Annotated in this window: 12 protein-coding genes and 1 pseudogene; 7 read left to right on the top strand and 6 right to left on the bottom strand. The window is 66.1% G+C overall.

Annotated elements, in window-relative coordinates:
- Positions 1–14: 14 nt before the first annotated feature.
- Entirely contained in the window at positions 15–284 is a 270-nt protein-coding gene (locus R9X41_RS20490; RefSeq protein ID WP_318632286.1) for a hypothetical protein, read from the bottom strand.
- A gap of 193 nt (positions 285–477) precedes the next feature.
- Between R9X41_RS20490 and R9X41_RS20495 the strand changes: the two genes are divergently transcribed.
- From R9X41_RS20495 to R9X41_RS20505, 3 genes and pseudogenes are all read left to right on the top strand, one after another.
- On the top strand, positions 478–1,959 hold the full coding sequence (locus tag R9X41_RS20495; RefSeq protein ID WP_318632287.1) for an AMP nucleosidase: 1,482 nt from the start codon (positions 478–480) through the stop codon (positions 1,957–1,959).
- A gap of 847 nt (positions 1,960–2,806) precedes the next feature.
- Positions 2,807–3,082 (top strand): annotated as a pseudogene (locus tag R9X41_RS23710) (Ig-like domain-containing protein); the annotation flags it as partial.
- Positions 3,083–3,097: 15 nt separating this feature from the next.
- On the top strand, positions 3,098–5,677 hold the full coding sequence (locus R9X41_RS20505) for an Ig-like domain-containing protein (protein WP_318632288.1): 2,580 nt from the start codon (positions 3,098–3,100) through the stop codon (positions 5,675–5,677).
- 90 nt (positions 5,678–5,767) lie between these two features.
- On the opposite strand, the gene purT is transcribed toward R9X41_RS20505, so the two are convergent.
- Positions 5,768–6,991 (bottom strand): formate-dependent phosphoribosylglycinamide formyltransferase, encoded by a 1,224-nt coding sequence (gene purT / locus R9X41_RS20510; RefSeq protein ID WP_318632289.1) that lies wholly within the window; start codon positions 6,989–6,991, stop codon positions 5,768–5,770.
- Positions 6,992–7,059: 68 nt separating this feature from the next.
- On the opposite strand from purT, the gene R9X41_RS20515 reads away from it, so the two are divergent.
- From R9X41_RS20515 to R9X41_RS20525, 3 genes are read left to right on the top strand one after another with little or no spacing between them, the layout of a single operon-like run.
- A complete protein-coding gene (locus R9X41_RS20515; protein WP_318632290.1) occupies positions 7,060–7,989 on the top strand; it encodes an ATP-binding cassette domain-containing protein in 930 nt (309 codons plus the stop codon).
- Positions 7,989–8,804: an ABC transporter permease gene (locus R9X41_RS20520; protein WP_318632291.1), complete on the top strand. Its 816-nt coding sequence runs from the start codon at positions 7,989–7,991 to the stop codon at positions 8,802–8,804. The genes R9X41_RS20515 and R9X41_RS20520 overlap by 1 nt, the downstream gene beginning before the upstream one ends.
- Before the next feature lie 56 nt (positions 8,805–8,860).
- Positions 8,861–9,709, top strand: coding sequence for a 3-hydroxybutyryl-CoA dehydrogenase (locus tag R9X41_RS20525; RefSeq protein ID WP_318632292.1), 849 nt, complete (start codon positions 8,861–8,863; stop codon positions 9,707–9,709).
- Between the two features lie 27 nt (positions 9,710–9,736).
- On the opposite strand, the gene R9X41_RS20530 is transcribed toward R9X41_RS20525, so the two are convergent.
- Both R9X41_RS20530 and R9X41_RS20535 read right to left on the bottom strand, forming a co-directional pair.
- Positions 9,737–10,684, bottom strand: a complete 948-nt coding sequence (locus R9X41_RS20530; protein ID WP_318632293.1) for a LysR substrate-binding domain-containing protein — start codon at positions 10,682–10,684, stop codon at positions 9,737–9,739.
- 111 nt (positions 10,685–10,795) lie between these two features.
- Positions 10,796–12,115: an MFS transporter gene (locus R9X41_RS20535; RefSeq protein ID WP_318632294.1), complete on the bottom strand. Its 1,320-nt coding sequence runs from the start codon at positions 12,113–12,115 to the stop codon at positions 10,796–10,798.
- Between the two features lie 260 nt (positions 12,116–12,375).
- On the opposite strand from R9X41_RS20535, the gene R9X41_RS20540 reads away from it, so the two are divergent.
- Positions 12,376–13,647 (top strand): ketopantoate reductase family protein, encoded by a 1,272-nt coding sequence (locus tag R9X41_RS20540; protein WP_318632295.1) that lies wholly within the window; start codon positions 12,376–12,378, stop codon positions 13,645–13,647.
- Positions 13,648–13,685: 38 nt separating this feature from the next.
- Here the strand turns inward: R9X41_RS20540 and R9X41_RS20545 are convergent, their stop codons facing one another.
- Both R9X41_RS20545 and htpG read right to left on the bottom strand, forming a co-directional pair.
- Positions 13,686–13,964, bottom strand: coding sequence for a VF530 family protein (locus R9X41_RS20545; RefSeq protein ID WP_318632296.1), 279 nt, complete (start codon positions 13,962–13,964; stop codon positions 13,686–13,688).
- A gap of 17 nt (positions 13,965–13,981) precedes the next feature.
- Complete coding sequence (htpG, locus tag R9X41_RS20550; protein ID WP_318632297.1) at positions 13,982–16,009, bottom strand: molecular chaperone HtpG; 2,028 nt, start codon at positions 16,007–16,009, stop codon at positions 13,982–13,984.
- Positions 16,010–16,031 lie beyond the last annotated feature (22 nt).

Raw genomic sequence — 16,031 nt, forward strand, 5'->3', positions numbered from 1 at the left:
TCGAAAGCAACCGATCACGAGAACAGCTGCGGAATGAAGTTGGGATCACTGCTGCTGATCAGATCACGCCACAGCGGGAAATTCGCTTCGTCGATTTCCTTTTCGGTGGCCATGGCGGGCGCGTCCTTGCGCAGCGGAGGCAGCTCGTCGAGCGGCTGGATCCGACGCAGCTTGAGACTGCGCAGCGAATCGGAATGTTCCATCGCGGTCAGCACGGCTTCCGGGTTCATCATCAGTGCGAACGGGTTCGCGGCGATTGCGCTCGAGTTGGCATTGGTGCTCATGGAGGCTTACCTTTTTTTGCGATGCGGACCTGCCGCGGTTGATTCGGCTGCGTAACGGATGTACGCAGAAGCGTTGGAAGGACTTTAGACAGGGGCCGGAATGCGACAAGTCAGGTCGGGGCGCCTGGACATGTAGGAATTTGTGCTGTGCGCTTGTCTGCAAGCGCGGCATGGCTGGCGGCACAATCGAACCATGCCGTACTCCCCTGCTCCGTTCGCCACCCGGTCCTTCTCCGATCCCGACGCCGCTCTGGCCCAGGTACGCGCGATCTACGACGCAAGCCTGGCGCACCTGCGTGGCGCCATGCAGCGCTTCGTGGCGGGCGAGGATCTGCCCGGCCATGTGCGGGCTTGCTACCCGTTTGTCCGTATACATACGGAAACCGTCCTGCGCGCCGATTCGGCACTGGCCTACGGCTTCGTCGAGGGGCCGGGAACGTACGAAACCACCATCACCCGTCCTGACCTCTTCGCCCGCTACCTGGCCGAGCAGTTCCGCCTGCTGCGGCGCAGCCACGGCATCGAGATCGAGGTCGGCGTGAGCTCCCACCCGATTCCCGTTCACTTCTCATTCGTCGAAAACGACCACATCGAAGGCACGCTCACACCCTCGCGCCGCATGCTCATGCGCGACGTGTTCGACCTGCCCGACCTCGCCGCCATGGACGACGGCATTGCCAACGGCACTCAGCGGGCCGTGCCCGGCACCGCCTTGCCGCTGTCGCTCTTCACCGCGCCGCGCATCGACTATTCCCTGCATCGTCTGCGCCACTACACCGGCACCGCGCCGGAGTGGTTCCAGAACTTCGTGCTGTTCACCAACTACCAGTTCTACATCGACGAATTCGTGCGCCTGGGCCATGCCGAGATGGCCGACGAGAACAGCGAATACATCGCCTTCATCGAGCCCGGCAACGTGGTCACGCGCCGTGTCGGCATGCCGGCCAAGGCGGGCGACGAGCTCGGCGCCGCGCCGCCACGCCTGCCGCAGATGCCGGCCTATCACCTGGTGCGCGCCGACCACAGCGGCATCACCATGGTCAACATCGGCGTGGGCCCCAGCAACGCCAAGACCATCACCGACCACATCGCCGTGCTGCGCCCGCACGCCTGGCTGATGCTCGGCCACTGCGCCGGCCTGCGCAACAGCCAGCAACTCGGTGACTACGTGCTGGCCCACGGCTATGTGCGCGAGGACCATGTGCTCGACGAAGAACTGCCGCTTTGGGTGCCGATTCCCGCGCTGGCTGAAATCCAGGTTGCACTGGAGAAAGCAGTCGCCGAAGTCACCCACCTCGAGGGCGCCGCGCTCAAGCGCGTGATGCGCACCGGAACCGTGGCCAGCACTGACAACCGCAACTGGGAACTGCTGCCCGAGAACGAACCGCAGCGGCGCTTCAGCCAGAGTCGCGCGGTCGCGCTGGACATGGAGAGCGCCACCATCGCGGCCAACGGTTTCCGTTTCCGCGTGCCCTATGGCACGTTGCTGTGCGTCAGCGACAAGCCCTTGCACGGCGAGATCAAGTTGCCCGGCATGGCCAACCACTTCTACCGCGAGCGGGTCGACCAGCACTTGCGCATCGGCATGCGGGCCATCGACATCCTGCGTGATGGAGGCATCGACCGACTTCACAGCCGCAAGCTGCGCAGCTTCGCAGAAGTGGCGTTCCAGTAGGCGATCAACGCCCCAGACGCGCTGCAGAAGCGACGGAAGACACCCTCCCCAAGGACGGGAGCGTGTCGAGCCAGAATAGCTCTTGACTTTCTTCTAAGTGACCACTTGCTGACTTAACTTATGATCGGCGCACGCGTGAGCGCGTCCGTCATGAAGCCAGTTTGCCGAGCGGGTGACCGTAACGCGCTGCCTCGCCTGGCGGCAGCAGTGAACGCAATACCACTCGCCCGGGCACTGGAATGAACGAAACTCAAAGAAACGCTTTAATGCCGGCAGCTTTTTCATGCTTGCCTGCGAGTATCAATACTCGCATACACAACCAGCACCGCAATATTCGCTTACGGGGCGAAAAATGAATGACTCCCATAAAGCGGCTGCTGCTGTGGCTTTAACCAATCACGCCGCACTGGATCACGAAGAACTTCCAGCCGACCTTACCGGCTTGATACCCCGTAGTGCGGTTTGGAATATCGCCCGTTTTCTTTTCATCCTGGTTTTGCTCCTGGGAGGCTGGCAGGCAGACGCCTACGCCTCAACTGCGTATTGCACCAGACCAGACGGGGCCCGTCGCTCTCCGTACATCCATAGCGCGTACACCTATTCCTCTGTGGAAAAGGAAAACCAGCCGGCGGACGGCGTCGCCGGCGGCACCCTGCTGGTGCATGTGGGCGTGGTGGATGCCCCCTCGTCCCCCTGTGTCGGCATCACGGTGGTGGCCAGCGCTCAGTCGGACGTGGACTTCGGTAGAGGCTTCGGTCAGGAAGGCCGCTGCGAATCGAGTGACTCCGACGGTAACTGCCGCTTCACCGTCAAGTCCCGGCGTGGTGGCTCGATCTCGATCGATGTGATGGTTTCTTCCGCTATCACTCTCTACTATCAAAAGTACAAGTGGAGCCAATCGATTTTCTTCTCCGGAACCCCATCGTCCGCTTACTCGAGCGCGCAGGTCATCACCAACAACCAGCTTGCCAATGGGAGCGCGGCAGACGTCATACAAGCCACCATTCGCGACTCATCCAACACGGCTGTCCAGAATGCGGGCGTCAGCTTTTCCGGGATCGGATCGTGCACTACCGATTCCAACGGAAAGTGCACCGTCAGCAAGGCCAGTACGGCCGCCGGTACTTTTTCAACGAGCGTGAGCACCTCACTGTTCACCATCGGCAACGTCAACTACAGTTTTGTCGCCCTCGGTCCGGCGGCCGCCAACTCCAGCGTCAGCGTCACCCGCAACGGTCAATCTGCCAACGGCGTCTCCTCGGATGTGCTCAGCGCCACCATCCGCAATGCGGCCAACAGCCCGATCGCCAACACCAGCGTCACCTTCGCCGCCACCTCGGGCGTGAAGTTCGGCTCGGGCACCACAGGGGCGGCGGGCAGTTGCACCACCGACGCCAACGGCAGTTGCAGCGTCGACGCCACCTCCACCACCGCCGCGAATTACGCCAGCCAGGTCAGCGCGGGCAGCGTCACCCTCGGCACGCTCAACTACAACTTCGTCGCTCTGGAACCGAGCGCGGGCAAGTCCAGTATCGCGGTCACCACCAACGGACAGATCGCCAACGGCAGCGACGCCGACGTATTGCAGGCCACCATCCGCGACAGTAGCAACTACGCCGTTCCGGGCGCCACGGTCACCTTCGCCGCGACGCCCGGCGTGCGCTTCGGCAGCGGCGCCTACGGGGCTGCAGGCAGCTGTGCTACCAACACCAGCGGCGTCTGCTCGGTCGACGCGACCAGTACCGTGGCCGCCGACTACTCCAGTTCGGTCGCCGTCGGCGGCTCCGCCATCGGCTCGCTCGGCTACAACTTCGTCGCCGGAGCGGCGTCTGCCGCCCATTCGGGCGTACGCGTCGTCACCGACGACGCGCTGGCCGACGGCGTTCAGGCCGACGTGCTCGAAGTGCTGATCCGCGATGCGAACGACAACCCGGTCGGCTCAGCCAGCGTGGCTTTCGCGTCGCCAGGTTTGGACGTGGCCTTCACCAGCGTCACGCGGGGCTCAGCGGGCAGTTGCATCACGGCGGCCACCGGCCTCTGCCGGGTCGAAGCCACCTCGTCCAACGCGAGTGGCAGCAGCAAGAGCAGCGCGGTCACCGTCGGGGGCACCGCCTTGTCCGGAAGGTTCACCGCCAGCGGCAACTCCTATGGCCCCAGCCCGGTGGTCTTCAAATTCGCCGCTCCGGTGGCACGCCTGCAGATTGTCAAGCAGGTCACCAACGGCAGCGGCAGCGCCACCTTCGACTTCCGGCTGACCGGGCTGCAAAGCACGTCCGACAGCATCACGGTCTCCGGCAGCGGCAGCGCGAACGGTGCCGCCCTGCTTGGCCAGTCGCCTCCCCGGCCGGTCACCATCACCGAAGTCGCCACGGCCGCCTGGCCCGACGCGCCGGTCGCCGCCAGTTGCGTCGATCTGAACGGCACCGACCCCGCAGAAACCTTCGGCACGCTCGACGGCAACCAACTGGTGATTCCGGCATCGCGCACCCCGGCCGGCGCCAACCTGCGCTGCACCTTCGTCAACAGCCGTGGCTCGGTCATCAGCGGGAAGTTGTTCGACGACATCGGCGCCGCGGGCGGCACTGCCAACGACGGCATTGCCAACGGTAGCGAAGCCGGCCTGCCGGGCGTGGTGGTCACGGTGGGCAACTGCGCCACGCAGACTTTCGGCAGCCTGCGCACCGCGGCCGACGGCAGCTACCGCATCGGCTTGCCCGCCGGCCTGGCCAGCGAATCCCGTTTGTGCGTCGACACCCCGCGCGCCGGCGCCAGCCGCATCTCGACCGGCGGTTCGGTCGGCAGCACCGCGTTGCCGGCGGGCAGCGATGCCACCGTCGGCGGCATCGCCTTCGGCTACAGCCACGAGGCAGTGAACGACCGCATCGCTTTCGCCTGGCCTGGCGGCACCAGGACCAGCGTCGACAACCTGAATTTCGGCAGCGTTCCCGCCAGCAGCCTGATGCAGGCCGGCACCAAGAACGGCCGCCCCGGCGCCTCGGTGAACTTCGGCCACATCTTCCTGGCGGGTACCGCCGGCACGGTGAACTTCTCCATCGCCGAATCGGTCGCGACGCCCGCCGCCAGCGGCTGGACCGAAAAGATCTACGCCGATGCCGATTGCAGCGGCGTGCTGCAGGCCGGCGCCGCGCTGCTCTACCCACCGGGCACGGCGCAGACCGTAACAGCGGGCCAGAAGCTTTGCCTGGTGGTGCAGGAAGCCGTGCCGGCGCAGGCCTCCGTGGGTGACCGCAACCGGGCGCGCGTGCGGGCCGACCTGCAACTGGTCAACAGCACGCCGGCGCTATCGGCGCGCTACGAACTCGACGACCTCACCACCGTAGCGTCCGAAGGCGTGGACCTGCGCAAGGAAGTTCGCAACGTGACCCAGGGCGCGACGGCCTTCGGCCAGAAGAACGAAGCCAAGCCGGGTGACGTTCTGGAATATCGCGTCACCTACGCCAACAACACGCCGGTACCGGTGCACCACCTGGTGATCAGCGACAGCACGCCGGCCTTCACCAGCTTCGCCAGTGCCAGCGCGGTCGACACGCCTGCTTCGCTCGGCCGCTGCACCAAGCTCACGCCTGGCGGCACGGTGGCGGTGGCCTGCAGCCAGGCGCAGACCGGCGGTGGCAAGGGCGCGATGTCCTGGAACTTCGAAGGCCCGCTGCAACCGGGCGGCACCGGCACGGTGCTGTTCTCCGTGGTGATCGACTGATTCATGCCACTGAACCCCGCCGACCAGCGGCGGCCGGCCGGGCCCGCAGGAAACCAACCGGGCTGAAGGTCAGCTGACCGGCGAACCGCCTCAGGCCACGCGCGGCTTGACCGCCGCGGCCGCCTGCTTGGCTTTGGAGCGCGCGGCTTCCACATGGGGCGCATGGGCCAGCGCCACGCCCATGCGCCGCTTGACGAAGCTCTCGGGCTTGCCGAACAGGCGGATGTCGGTTCCCGGGACCGACAGCGCTTCGGCCACGCCGTCGAACACGATGCCTTCGGCATCCACGCCGCCGTAGATCACCGCGCTGGCGCCCGGGCTCTTGAGCGTGGTGTCCACCGGCAGTCCCAGGATGGCGCGGGCGTGCAGCTCGAACTCGTTCTGCCACTGGGTGACCATGGTCACCATGCCGGTGTCGTGCGGGCGCGGGCTGACCTCGCTGAACCAGACCTCGTCGCCCTTCACGAACAGCTCGACGCCGAACAGGCCCTGGCCGCCGAGGTTGCCGGTCACGGCCAGCGCGATGTCCTGGGCGCGTTGCTGCGCCTGGGTCGACATCGGCTGCGGCTGCCAGCTCTCGACGTAATCGCCACTCACCTGCACGTGGCCGATGGGTTCGCAGAACTGGGTGCGGATCTCGCCGGCCGAATCGCGGGCGCGCACGGTCAGCAGGGTGATCTCGTAGTCGAAGTCGATGAAGCCTTCGACGATGACACGACCGTGGCTCACCCGGCCGCCGGCCATGGCGTAGTCCCAGGCCTTCTGCACGTCGGCGGGGCCGTCGATCTTGCTCTGGCCCTTGCCCGAGCTGCTCATCACCGGCTTGACGATGCAGGGGTAGCCGATGCCCTCGCCGCCGTCCGCGCCGTCGATGGCGGCCTGCAGTTCCTGCAGCGAATCGCAGAAACGGTAGGGGCTGGTCGGCACGCGCAGGGTTTCGGCGGCGAGACGGCGAATGCCTTCGCGGTCCATGGTGAGGCGGGCGGCGCGGGCGGTGGGAATCACCCGCACCACGCCGGCGGCTTCGAGTTCCTCCAGCATCGGCGTGGCGATGGCCTCGATCTCGGGCACGACCAGCATCGGCCGCTCGGCCTCGATCAGCGCCTTGAGCTGCGCCGGATCGCTCATGGCGATGGTGTGCGCATGGTGCGCCACCTGCTGCCCCGGAGCGTGGGCGTAGCGGTCGACGGCGATGGTTTCCACGCCCAGCCGCTGCAAGGCGATCAGCACTTCCTTGCCGAGTTCGCCGGAGCCCAGCAGCATGACGCGGGTGGCGGAGGGCGACAGCGGCGTGCCGAGGGTCGGAGAGCTCATGGAAACGGATCCTTGGTTTGGAGACAGCCCGCAACTTTATTACAGGCGGGCTACGCCACAATGTCGCGATGTCCCAAGCCCTGCTCGAAGCACAAGGCCTCACCAAACGATATGGCGACAACGTCGTGGTGCAGGACCTGGCCTTCTCCATCGTGCCGGGCGAATGCCTTGGCGTGATCGGCCCCAACGGTGCCGGCAAGACCACCACCATCCGCCTGCTGCTGGGGCTGACCGCCCCCGACGAGGGCAGCATTACCTGCTTCGGTGACCTGCAGATGCCGCGCGACGCGCGGGCGATAAAGGCCCGCCTGGGCGTGGTGAGCCAGTTCGACACCCTCGACCCCGATTTCACCTGCGCCGAAAACCTGATGGTGTACGGCCGCTATTTCGGCATCGACTCGGCCACCATGCGCGAGCGTGTGCCCAAGCTGCTGGAGTTCGCCGCGCTCACCGCCAAGGCGGACGCCAAGCCCGGGCAGTTGTCCGGCGGCATGAAGCGCCGGCTGTCGCTGGCCCGCGCGCTCGTCAACGACCCCGACCTGCTGCTGCTCGACGAACCCACCACCGGCCTCGACCCCCAGGCCCGCCACCTCATGTGGGAGCGGCTGCAGCGGCTGCTGCAGCAAGGCAAATCGATCTTGCTAACCACGCATTTCATGGACGAAGCCGAGCGGCTCTGCTCGCGGCTGCTGGTGCTCGACCACGGCCGCCAGATCGCCGAAGGCACGCCGCGCGCGCTCATCGCCGAGCACCTGGAGCCCGACGTGGTCGAGGTCTACGGCGCCGGAGCCGCCGAGTTGGCCAAGGACGAGAGCCTGACGCGCCTGGCCGCGCGCACCGAGGTCAGCGGCGAGACGGTGTTCTTCTACACCCAGGACGCCCGCTCGCTCACCGACGCCCTGCACCAGCATCCGCACCAGCGCACGCTGCACCGCCCGGCCAACCTGGAAGACCTGTTCTTGAAACTCACTGGACGCCAGATCCGCGAAGGAGCCTGATGAGCCCGACCGCCACCAACTGGTCCGCCCCGCGCCTGTCGATGCGCTGGTGGCCCGTGTTCCTGCGTCATTTCCTGGTTTGGAAGAAGCTCGCCATACCCAGCCTCATCGGCAACATCGCCGAACCGCTGATCTGGCTCGTCGCCTTCGGCTACGGCATGGGTGCGCTGGTGGGCAAGGTGTCGGTCACCACGTCCGGCGGGCCGATCGAGATTCCCTACATCCTGTTCCTGGCCAGCGGCTCGATCTGCATGAGCGCCATGCAGGCGGCTTCGTTCGAGGGCCTGTACTCGGCCTACTCTCGCATGGCGGTCCAGCGCACCTGGGACGGCATCATGAACGCGCCGGTCGGGCTCGACGACATCGTCTTCGCCGAGATGCTCTGGGCCGGTTTCAAAGCGCTGTTCACCGTCACCGCGATCATGCTGGTGATGCTCGCGCTGCAGATCACCCACAGCCCCAAGCTGCTGCTGGCCTGGCCGGTACTGGCGGTGACCGGCGTGGTGTTCGCGTCGATCGCGCTGGTGTTCAACGCCCTGGCCAAGGGCTATGACTTCTTCACCTACTACTTCACGCTGTTCATGACGCCGATGATGTTTTTGTCCGGCGTGTTCTTTCCGCTCGAGCAGCTGCCGCACGCGGTACAGATGGTGTCGGCCTGGCTGCCTTTGAGCAACGCGGTCGCACTGGTGCGACCGCTCTTCATGGACCGCTGGCCCGACGACGCCCTGCGCCACGCCGTGGTGCTGCTCGCCTACGGCGTATTGGCCTTCTGGGCAGCGCTGGCGTTCACCCGCCGCCGCTTCAAGGCCTGAGCCACGCCCCCTTTTTCTCTCTCTCATCCCTTATCTGATCCCAGGAGTTGATTCGCATGGACATCCAGTCGGTAGGCATCATCGGTGCAGGCACCATGGGCAACGGCATCGCGCAGGCTTGCGCAGTCGTCGGCATTCCGGTGGTGATGGTGGACATCACGGAAGAAGCGCTGCAAAAGGGTGTGGCCACCATCGCAGGCAGCCTCGACCGGCTGATCAAGAAGGAAAAAATCACGGCCGCCGACAAGGACCGGGCCCTGGCGCTGATCCGCACCTCCACCCGCTACGAAGACCTGGCCTCCACCCAGTTGGTGATCGAGGCGGCTACCGAGAACCTGCCGGTCAAGACCAAAATCCTGCAACAGGCCGACGCCCTGCTGCCGGCCGAAACCATCATCGCGACCAACACCTCGTCGATCTCGGTCACCAAGCTCGGCGCCGCCACCCAGCGCGCCGACCGCTTCATCGGCATGCACTTCTTCAACCCGGTGCCGATGATGGCGCTGGTGGAGGTGATCACCGGCCTGCAGACCAGCGCGGCCACGCACGACGCGGTGAAGGCACTGGCCGAGCGCCTGGGCAAGACGCCGATCAGCGTGAAGAACGCGCCAGGCTTCGTGGTCAACCGCATCCTGATCCCGATGATCAACGAAGCCTTCTTCGTGCTGGCCGAGGGCACCGCCACGGCGGCCGACATCGACGAAGGCATGAAGCTCGGCTGCAACCAGCCGATCGGCCCGCTGGCGCTGGCCGACATGATCGGACTGGACGTGTGCCTGGCGGTGCTGGAGGTCTACCTCGCCGAGTTCGGCGATCCCAAGTACCGCCCTTGCCCGCTGCTGCGCGAGATGGTCGCGGCCGGCCGGCTCGGCCGCAAGACGAAGTCGGGCGTCTACCCCTACTGAGCCGCGCCGGCCCGGGGCGGCGCGAACTCACGCGCCCTTCACCACGCGGGCGCCCGGCCAGCGCCCGGTGTTGCACAGGTCGCGGAACACCTCGGCGATCAGCCGGCAGATGGCACGCTTGGCATTGCTCATCGGCAAATGGCGCGACACGCAGATGCCCAGCGTGCGGAACAGTGTGTCGCACTGGATGCGGTGCGCCGACAGCCGGCCGTCGTCGAGTTCGCGCTGGGCCAGGGCGTAGGGCATGATCGTCGAACCGATGCCGGCCTGGATCGCCGTCTTGAGGATGTGCACCGAGTTGATCTCCGCGGTGATCGTGGTGATGAAATGCCCGCGTGTCGCCAGTACCGAATCGACCACCGAACGCGTGCAATGGCCGTGCGCGCGGCCCGGCATCACCAGCGGCCGCGAGATCGCCTGCTCGATGCTGACGGCGCCGCGCTCCGGCGCGTTGGCATCCTGCGTGGAGCACAGCAGTACGAATTCCTCTTCGACCAGTGGAATGAAGTCGACCTCGTCGGGCAACATGGATGCGGTGAAGATCGCCACGTCGGCCCGCCCTCTCAGCATCTGGTCGGCCATGTTGCCGGTGAGTTCTTCGTTGAGCCGGAAGCTGATGTCCGGATAACGCGCCGCCGCCGCCCGCATCAGCGGCAGTGCGATCGGCGCGGCCACGCTCTGCGGCAAGGCAGCCAGCACCGAGCCGACCATGGCGTTGGCCGAGCAGTGCACCGCCACCCGCGCGTCGCCGATCTGCTTGAGGATGCCCTGCGCGTATTCGTAGAAGGTCTTGCCCGCCTCGGTGGTTACCACGCCGCTGCGGCTTCTCACCAGCAACTGGGCGCCGAGCTCGGTCTCCAGGTCGGCCATCTGCTTGCTGAGCGCCGACTGCGCCACATACAACTGCTGCCCGGCCCGCGAGAGACTGCCCTGATCGACGATGGCGAGAAAATATTTGAACTGGCGTATTTCCATGGGAGCGGCGGATCGCCGATGCAACGGTCGAGGGAAAGAAGGCAGCGAGCAGCCGTAAAGCCGGCTGCTACATGCCGAGATGGAGAGGTCTGGCGTGAGCAGGCTCTCGCGTCAGCGCGTCCGCGCCAGGCGCGGTGTACAGAGCGCGAGCAGGCCGCCGGCCAGGAGCGCTCCGGCCAGCACCAGCACGCCGAGGTTCGCGCCCGAAAGGCGGTCCGACCGGTCGGCGAGCAGGCCCAGCAGCAGAGGGGCGCAGAAACCGGCGAGGTTGCCGACACTGTTGATCAACGCCAGGCCCGCCGCTGCGGCCTCGCCGCCCAGCCACGCGGTCGGTAAGCCCCAGAACACCGGCAAAGCGGCCATCACGCCCATGGTGGCGACGGTGAGGCCCAGCAGGGCCAGGGGCAGATCGTCGTGGAAGGCCACGCTGAAGATCAGCCCCGCCGCACCGACGGCCGCGGCCGTCGCGCAATGGCGTCGCAGTTCGCCGCGCCGATCGGATCGGCGGGCATGGGCGAACATGGCCACCAATCCGGCGGCCCACGGGGCCGCGCTTAAAAGGCCGACGGTGCCCGGTTGCCCCGCACCGGCTGCGCCGATCAGCGCCGGCGACCAGAACGAGAGTCCGTAGACGCCAGCCGCCAGCCCGAAATAGACCAGGGCCAGCATCCAGACACCGGGAGCCGCGAGCGCCGCACGCAGGCCGGCGCCGGCCTTGCCCCGGCCGTCGTGTGCAATGTCGGCGGCGATCAACTGGCGCTCGTCTTCGGTAAGCCACCGCGCCTGCTCGGCCCGGTCGTCGAGATAGCGCCAGACCAGCAGCGCCAGAACGATGGTCGGCGATGCCTGCAGCAGAAAAAGCCATTGCCAGGCCTGCCATCCGTTCGCGCCTCCCATGTGCTGGAGGATCCAACCGGACGACGGCCCACCGAGCATACCCGCCACCGCGATCGCCGACAGAAAGGCGGCGACGGCGCGTCCACGGCGCGCCGCCGGGAACCAGTAGGTAAGGTAGAGGATGACGCCGGGAAAGAAGCCCGCTTCGGCGGCGCCTAGCAGGAAACGCAACGCGTAGAAGCTCGCCGGCGAGGTGACGAACATGGTCGCCATCGACAGCACGCCCCACACCAGCATGATCCAGGCGATCCAGCGGCGCGCGCCCACGCGGTGCAACAGCACGTTGCTCGGCACCTCGCATAGGAAATAGCCGATGAAGAACACACCGGCGCCCAGACCGTAGACCGAATCGCTGAATTGCAGCGCGGCCTGCATCTGCAATTTGGCGAAGCCGACATTGACCCGGTCGAGGTAGGCGGCGATGTAGCAGCTGAAAAGCAGCGGCAGCAGCCGGAGGCTGACCTTTCGGTAGACGAGGTCGTGGACGTCGAGCACCGTGATCGGCACGGTGCCAGGCAGTGTGTGAGTTTTCATGAACGCGGCTCCTGAAGCAGCAGCTTCGGCGGGGACCGCGAATGCTGAATCAACTGCAGCGCAGATTTCCAGGGGGTTAGCACGAAATATCCATACCAATTTCAGAATTAACCATATTCACCAGAGATTGAAGATGCTGGCGAAGACGCTTTTTCGATTATTCGTTCAGGTGCGCCGGCATTCGCAAGCAAGCCGCCATCTACATCAATAAATAACAAAATCATTAACTCAACACATTCACCGCTATTTAGAAATTTTCTATGCTCCAACGAATCGCGCACACGGCCGGCACTACTTCTGCCAATGTCCTGCCCAAGCTGCTGAGCAGAGGCGCCAGCGTTGCCGCCGTGACGAAATGGGTGGAGACCGATGCCGAAACGTTGTATGCACCCGCGGCCGAAACGAACGATTCGGACTTCGAAGCGGTCATCGATGCCGACAGCGCCTTGCCCGCCACGACGTCCAGCAAGCCGCCAGGACCGGGCGCCGGCCCGCATCTTTCGGGGCCGCCGCACCGGGTGGTGGTCATTTCGGCAGGCGGTTCGCAAGGCAGCGCGCTGGCGGCACAGGCGCTGCACAACGCGGCGAGGGAGCAATTCGAGGTGGCTTTGCACACGCGCGAGCCTGCCGGAGCCGCTCGCCATTTCCTGGTGCGATGCGGCGATCGGAGCCTCGACCTGGCGGAGCATTCACGCGCACGGCGATCCAGTGGCGTGATCCAAAGCGACCCGGCCGACACGCTGGTGGTCGATGCGACCGTGGTGGCCGGGCTGCACGACACCATCGCCTGGACGCCTCCCGGCAGCAGCGTGCTCTACATCCAGAACGGCATGCCGAGCCACGTCGACGAAAAGGCCGCGCGTGGTCTTGAGCCGCACCAGGCGGTCAGCATGGTCACCACCACCGCCCACCCGGGCGAAGGTGTGGCGGTGGCGCCCGGCGGCGTGATGATGGTCGACGAGAACGACCGCCTCGTCGACACACTGCACCGCGTCTTCCGCGACCAGGGCTTCTTCCGCCTGGTCAACGTGCCCGACATCCGCGCGACGCGCTTCGAGAAGGTCGCGCTCAATTGCGCCATCAACGTCACGGCCACCCTGTTCGGCCAGCCGCTGGGCGAACTGCGGGCCAAGATGCGGCGCGACCACCGCTGCGAAAGGCTGATCGCCGGCATCGCGTCGGAGGTCTGCGCCGTCGCCGGGGCGCAGGGCGTGCGCACCCGGCCGGCCGATCGGGTCATGGCCGATATCGAGTCGCTGATGGAGCGCTTTCCTGCGCATCCGACCTCGATGCGCGCGGCCTTCGACGCCGGGGCGCCCACCGAGATCGGCGTGTTGAACGCCGCCGTCTGCCGTCTGGGCGCCGAACTGGGCGTGGCGACACCGCTCAACCGGATCGTCTGCGCGCGGCTCGCCGAGTTCGAAAGCTGGCGCGACGCGGGTGCCTCACCCGCCGGCTTCCACATGCGCCATGCGGAAGCGGTGGCGCGTGCCACCGAAGAACTGCTGGCCTTGGCCGCCGCCGTGGGCTGACCGGGTCATGCCCCGGGCAAAGGCACGACCGGGCGGCCCTAGCGGCCGCCGCCGCGCTTGATGTCGCGCAGCATGAAGAGGTAGAGGCTCTCCACCTTTTCCCGCGCCCAGGGCGTCTTGCGCAGGAATTTCAGGCTCGACCCGACGCTCGGGTCGACGGTGAAGCAGCGCAGCGGTACCCGCTCGCCGAGCTCGTCCCAGCCGTAGTGGTCGATCAGCGCGGTGACGATGGCCTCCAGCGTGAGGCCGTGCAGCGGATTGCGCGGCTGCGCGGGCGTCGACGGGGGCGTCGTCGGATCGTCGTTCGACTCGGCCATGTCGATTCCCGTGCGGCTCAGGCCAGCAGCGCGTTGACGCGGCGCACGTAGGCGGCCGGATCTTCCGGCAGCCCGCCTTCGGCCAGCAGCGCCTGGTCGAACAGGATGTTGGCCAGGTCGTCGAAGTGCGGGCTGGTCTCCAGCTTCTTGACCAGCGCGTGCTCGGGGTTCACCTCCAGCACCGGCTTGACCTCGGGCGCCTTCTGGCCGGCCTGCTTGAGCATGCGGGCCAGCTGGGTGCTCATGCCGTGTTCCTGTACGACCAGGCAGGCGGGCGAGTCGACCAGGCGGGTGGTCACACGCACGTCGTCGGCCTTGTCCTTGAGGGCGGCCTTCAGGCGTTCGAGCAGCGGCTTGAAGCCTTCGGCAGCTTCTTCGGCGGCCTTCTTCTCGGCCTCGTCCTGCAGCTTGCCGAGGTCGACCGCACCTTTGGCGACCGACTGCAGCGGCGTGCCGTCGAACTCGGTGAGGTAGTTCAGCGCCCATTCGTCGACCCGGTCGGTCATCAGAAGCACTTCGATGCCCTTCTTGCGGAAGACTTCGAGTTGCGGGCTGTTCTTGGCGGCCGGCAGGGAGTCGGCAGTGATGTAGTAGATGGCGTCCTGGCCTTCCTTCATGCGGCTCTTGTAGTCGGCGAAGGAGACGGTGACCACGTCGCTCTGGGTGGAGGCGAAACGCAGCAGCTTGGCGATGCGCTCGCGGTTGCCGAAGTCTTCGCCCAGGCCTTCCTTGAGCACCGAGCCGAATTCGGCATAGAACTTGGCGTACTTGCCGCTGTCGTCGGCGAACTCGGCCGCGGCGTCGGCCGCCGGCTGCGATGCCTTCTTGTCTTCGACGTCGGTGACGCCGGTGGGATCGGGTGCGGGCACCGCGTCGCCGGAGCCCACGTCGATCTTGCCTTCGCCGCTGTCGGGCACGGTCTTCTGCTTCTTGGCCAGGTCTTCCAGCATCGACAGCACGCGCTTGGTGCTGCCTTCACGAATGGCGCGCACGTCGCGGCTTTCCTGCAGCAGCTCGCGGCTCACGTTGAGCGGCAGGTCGGCCGAGTCGATCACCCCGCGCACGAAGCGCAGGTAGGAGGGCAGCAGCGCCTCGGCGTCGTCCATGATGAACACGCGCTTCACGTAGAGCTTGACGCCGGCCTTGGCGTCGCGCTGGTACATGTCGAACGGTGCCTTGGCCGGGATGTAGAGCAGCTGCGTGTATTCGGTGCTGCCTTCCACACGGTTGTGGCTCCAGGCCAGCGGCGCCTCGTTGTCGTGGCTGATCTGCTTGTAGAACTCGGCGTACTGCTCGTCGGTGATGTCCTTGCGCGGACGCGACCACAGCGCGCTGGCCTTGTTGACCGCTTCCCACTCGCCGGTCTTGACCATGTCGCCGGGCTGATCGTTCTCGCCTTCCTTCCACTCTTCCTTTTCCATGAGGATGGGCAGGCTGATGTGGTCGGAATACTTGGCGATGATCTGCTTTAGCTTCCAGGCGTTGAGGTACTCGGCCGCGTCGTCGCGCACATGCAGGATGACGCTGGTGCCGCGCTGCGCACGGTCGATCTGCTCGACCTCGAAGTCACCCGCGCCGCCGCTCACCCAGCGCACGCCGTCGGTGGCCGGCAGGCCGGCGCGGCGCGATTCCACGGTGATCTTGTCGGCCACGATGAAGCCCGAATAGAAGCCGACGCCGAACTGACCGATGAGCTGGGCATTGGCCTTGTCGTCGGCGCCCAGCTTGCTCATGAAGTCCTTGGTGCCGCTCTTGGCGATGGTGCCCAGGTTGTCGATCGCCTCCTGCTGCGACAGGCCGATGCCGTTGTCGGTGATGGTCAGCGTCTTCGCAGCCTTGTCGAAGGAAACGCGCACTTCCAGATTGGGCTTGTCCTCGTAGAGCGAGGGATGGTTGATCGCCTCGAAGCGCAGCTTGTCGCAGGCGTCGGAGGCATTGGAGATCAGCTCGCGCAGGAAGATTTCCTGGTTGGAGTACAGCGCATGGGTGACCAGGTGCAGCAGCTGGGCCACTTCTGCCTGGAAAGACATCGTTTGTTTGCTCATGACGAGAGTGCTCTCTTTGGAG

This window comes from Xylophilus sp. GOD-11R (assembly GCF_033546935.1).
Taxonomy (GTDB): domain Bacteria; phylum Pseudomonadota; class Gammaproteobacteria; order Burkholderiales; family Burkholderiaceae_C; genus Xylophilus.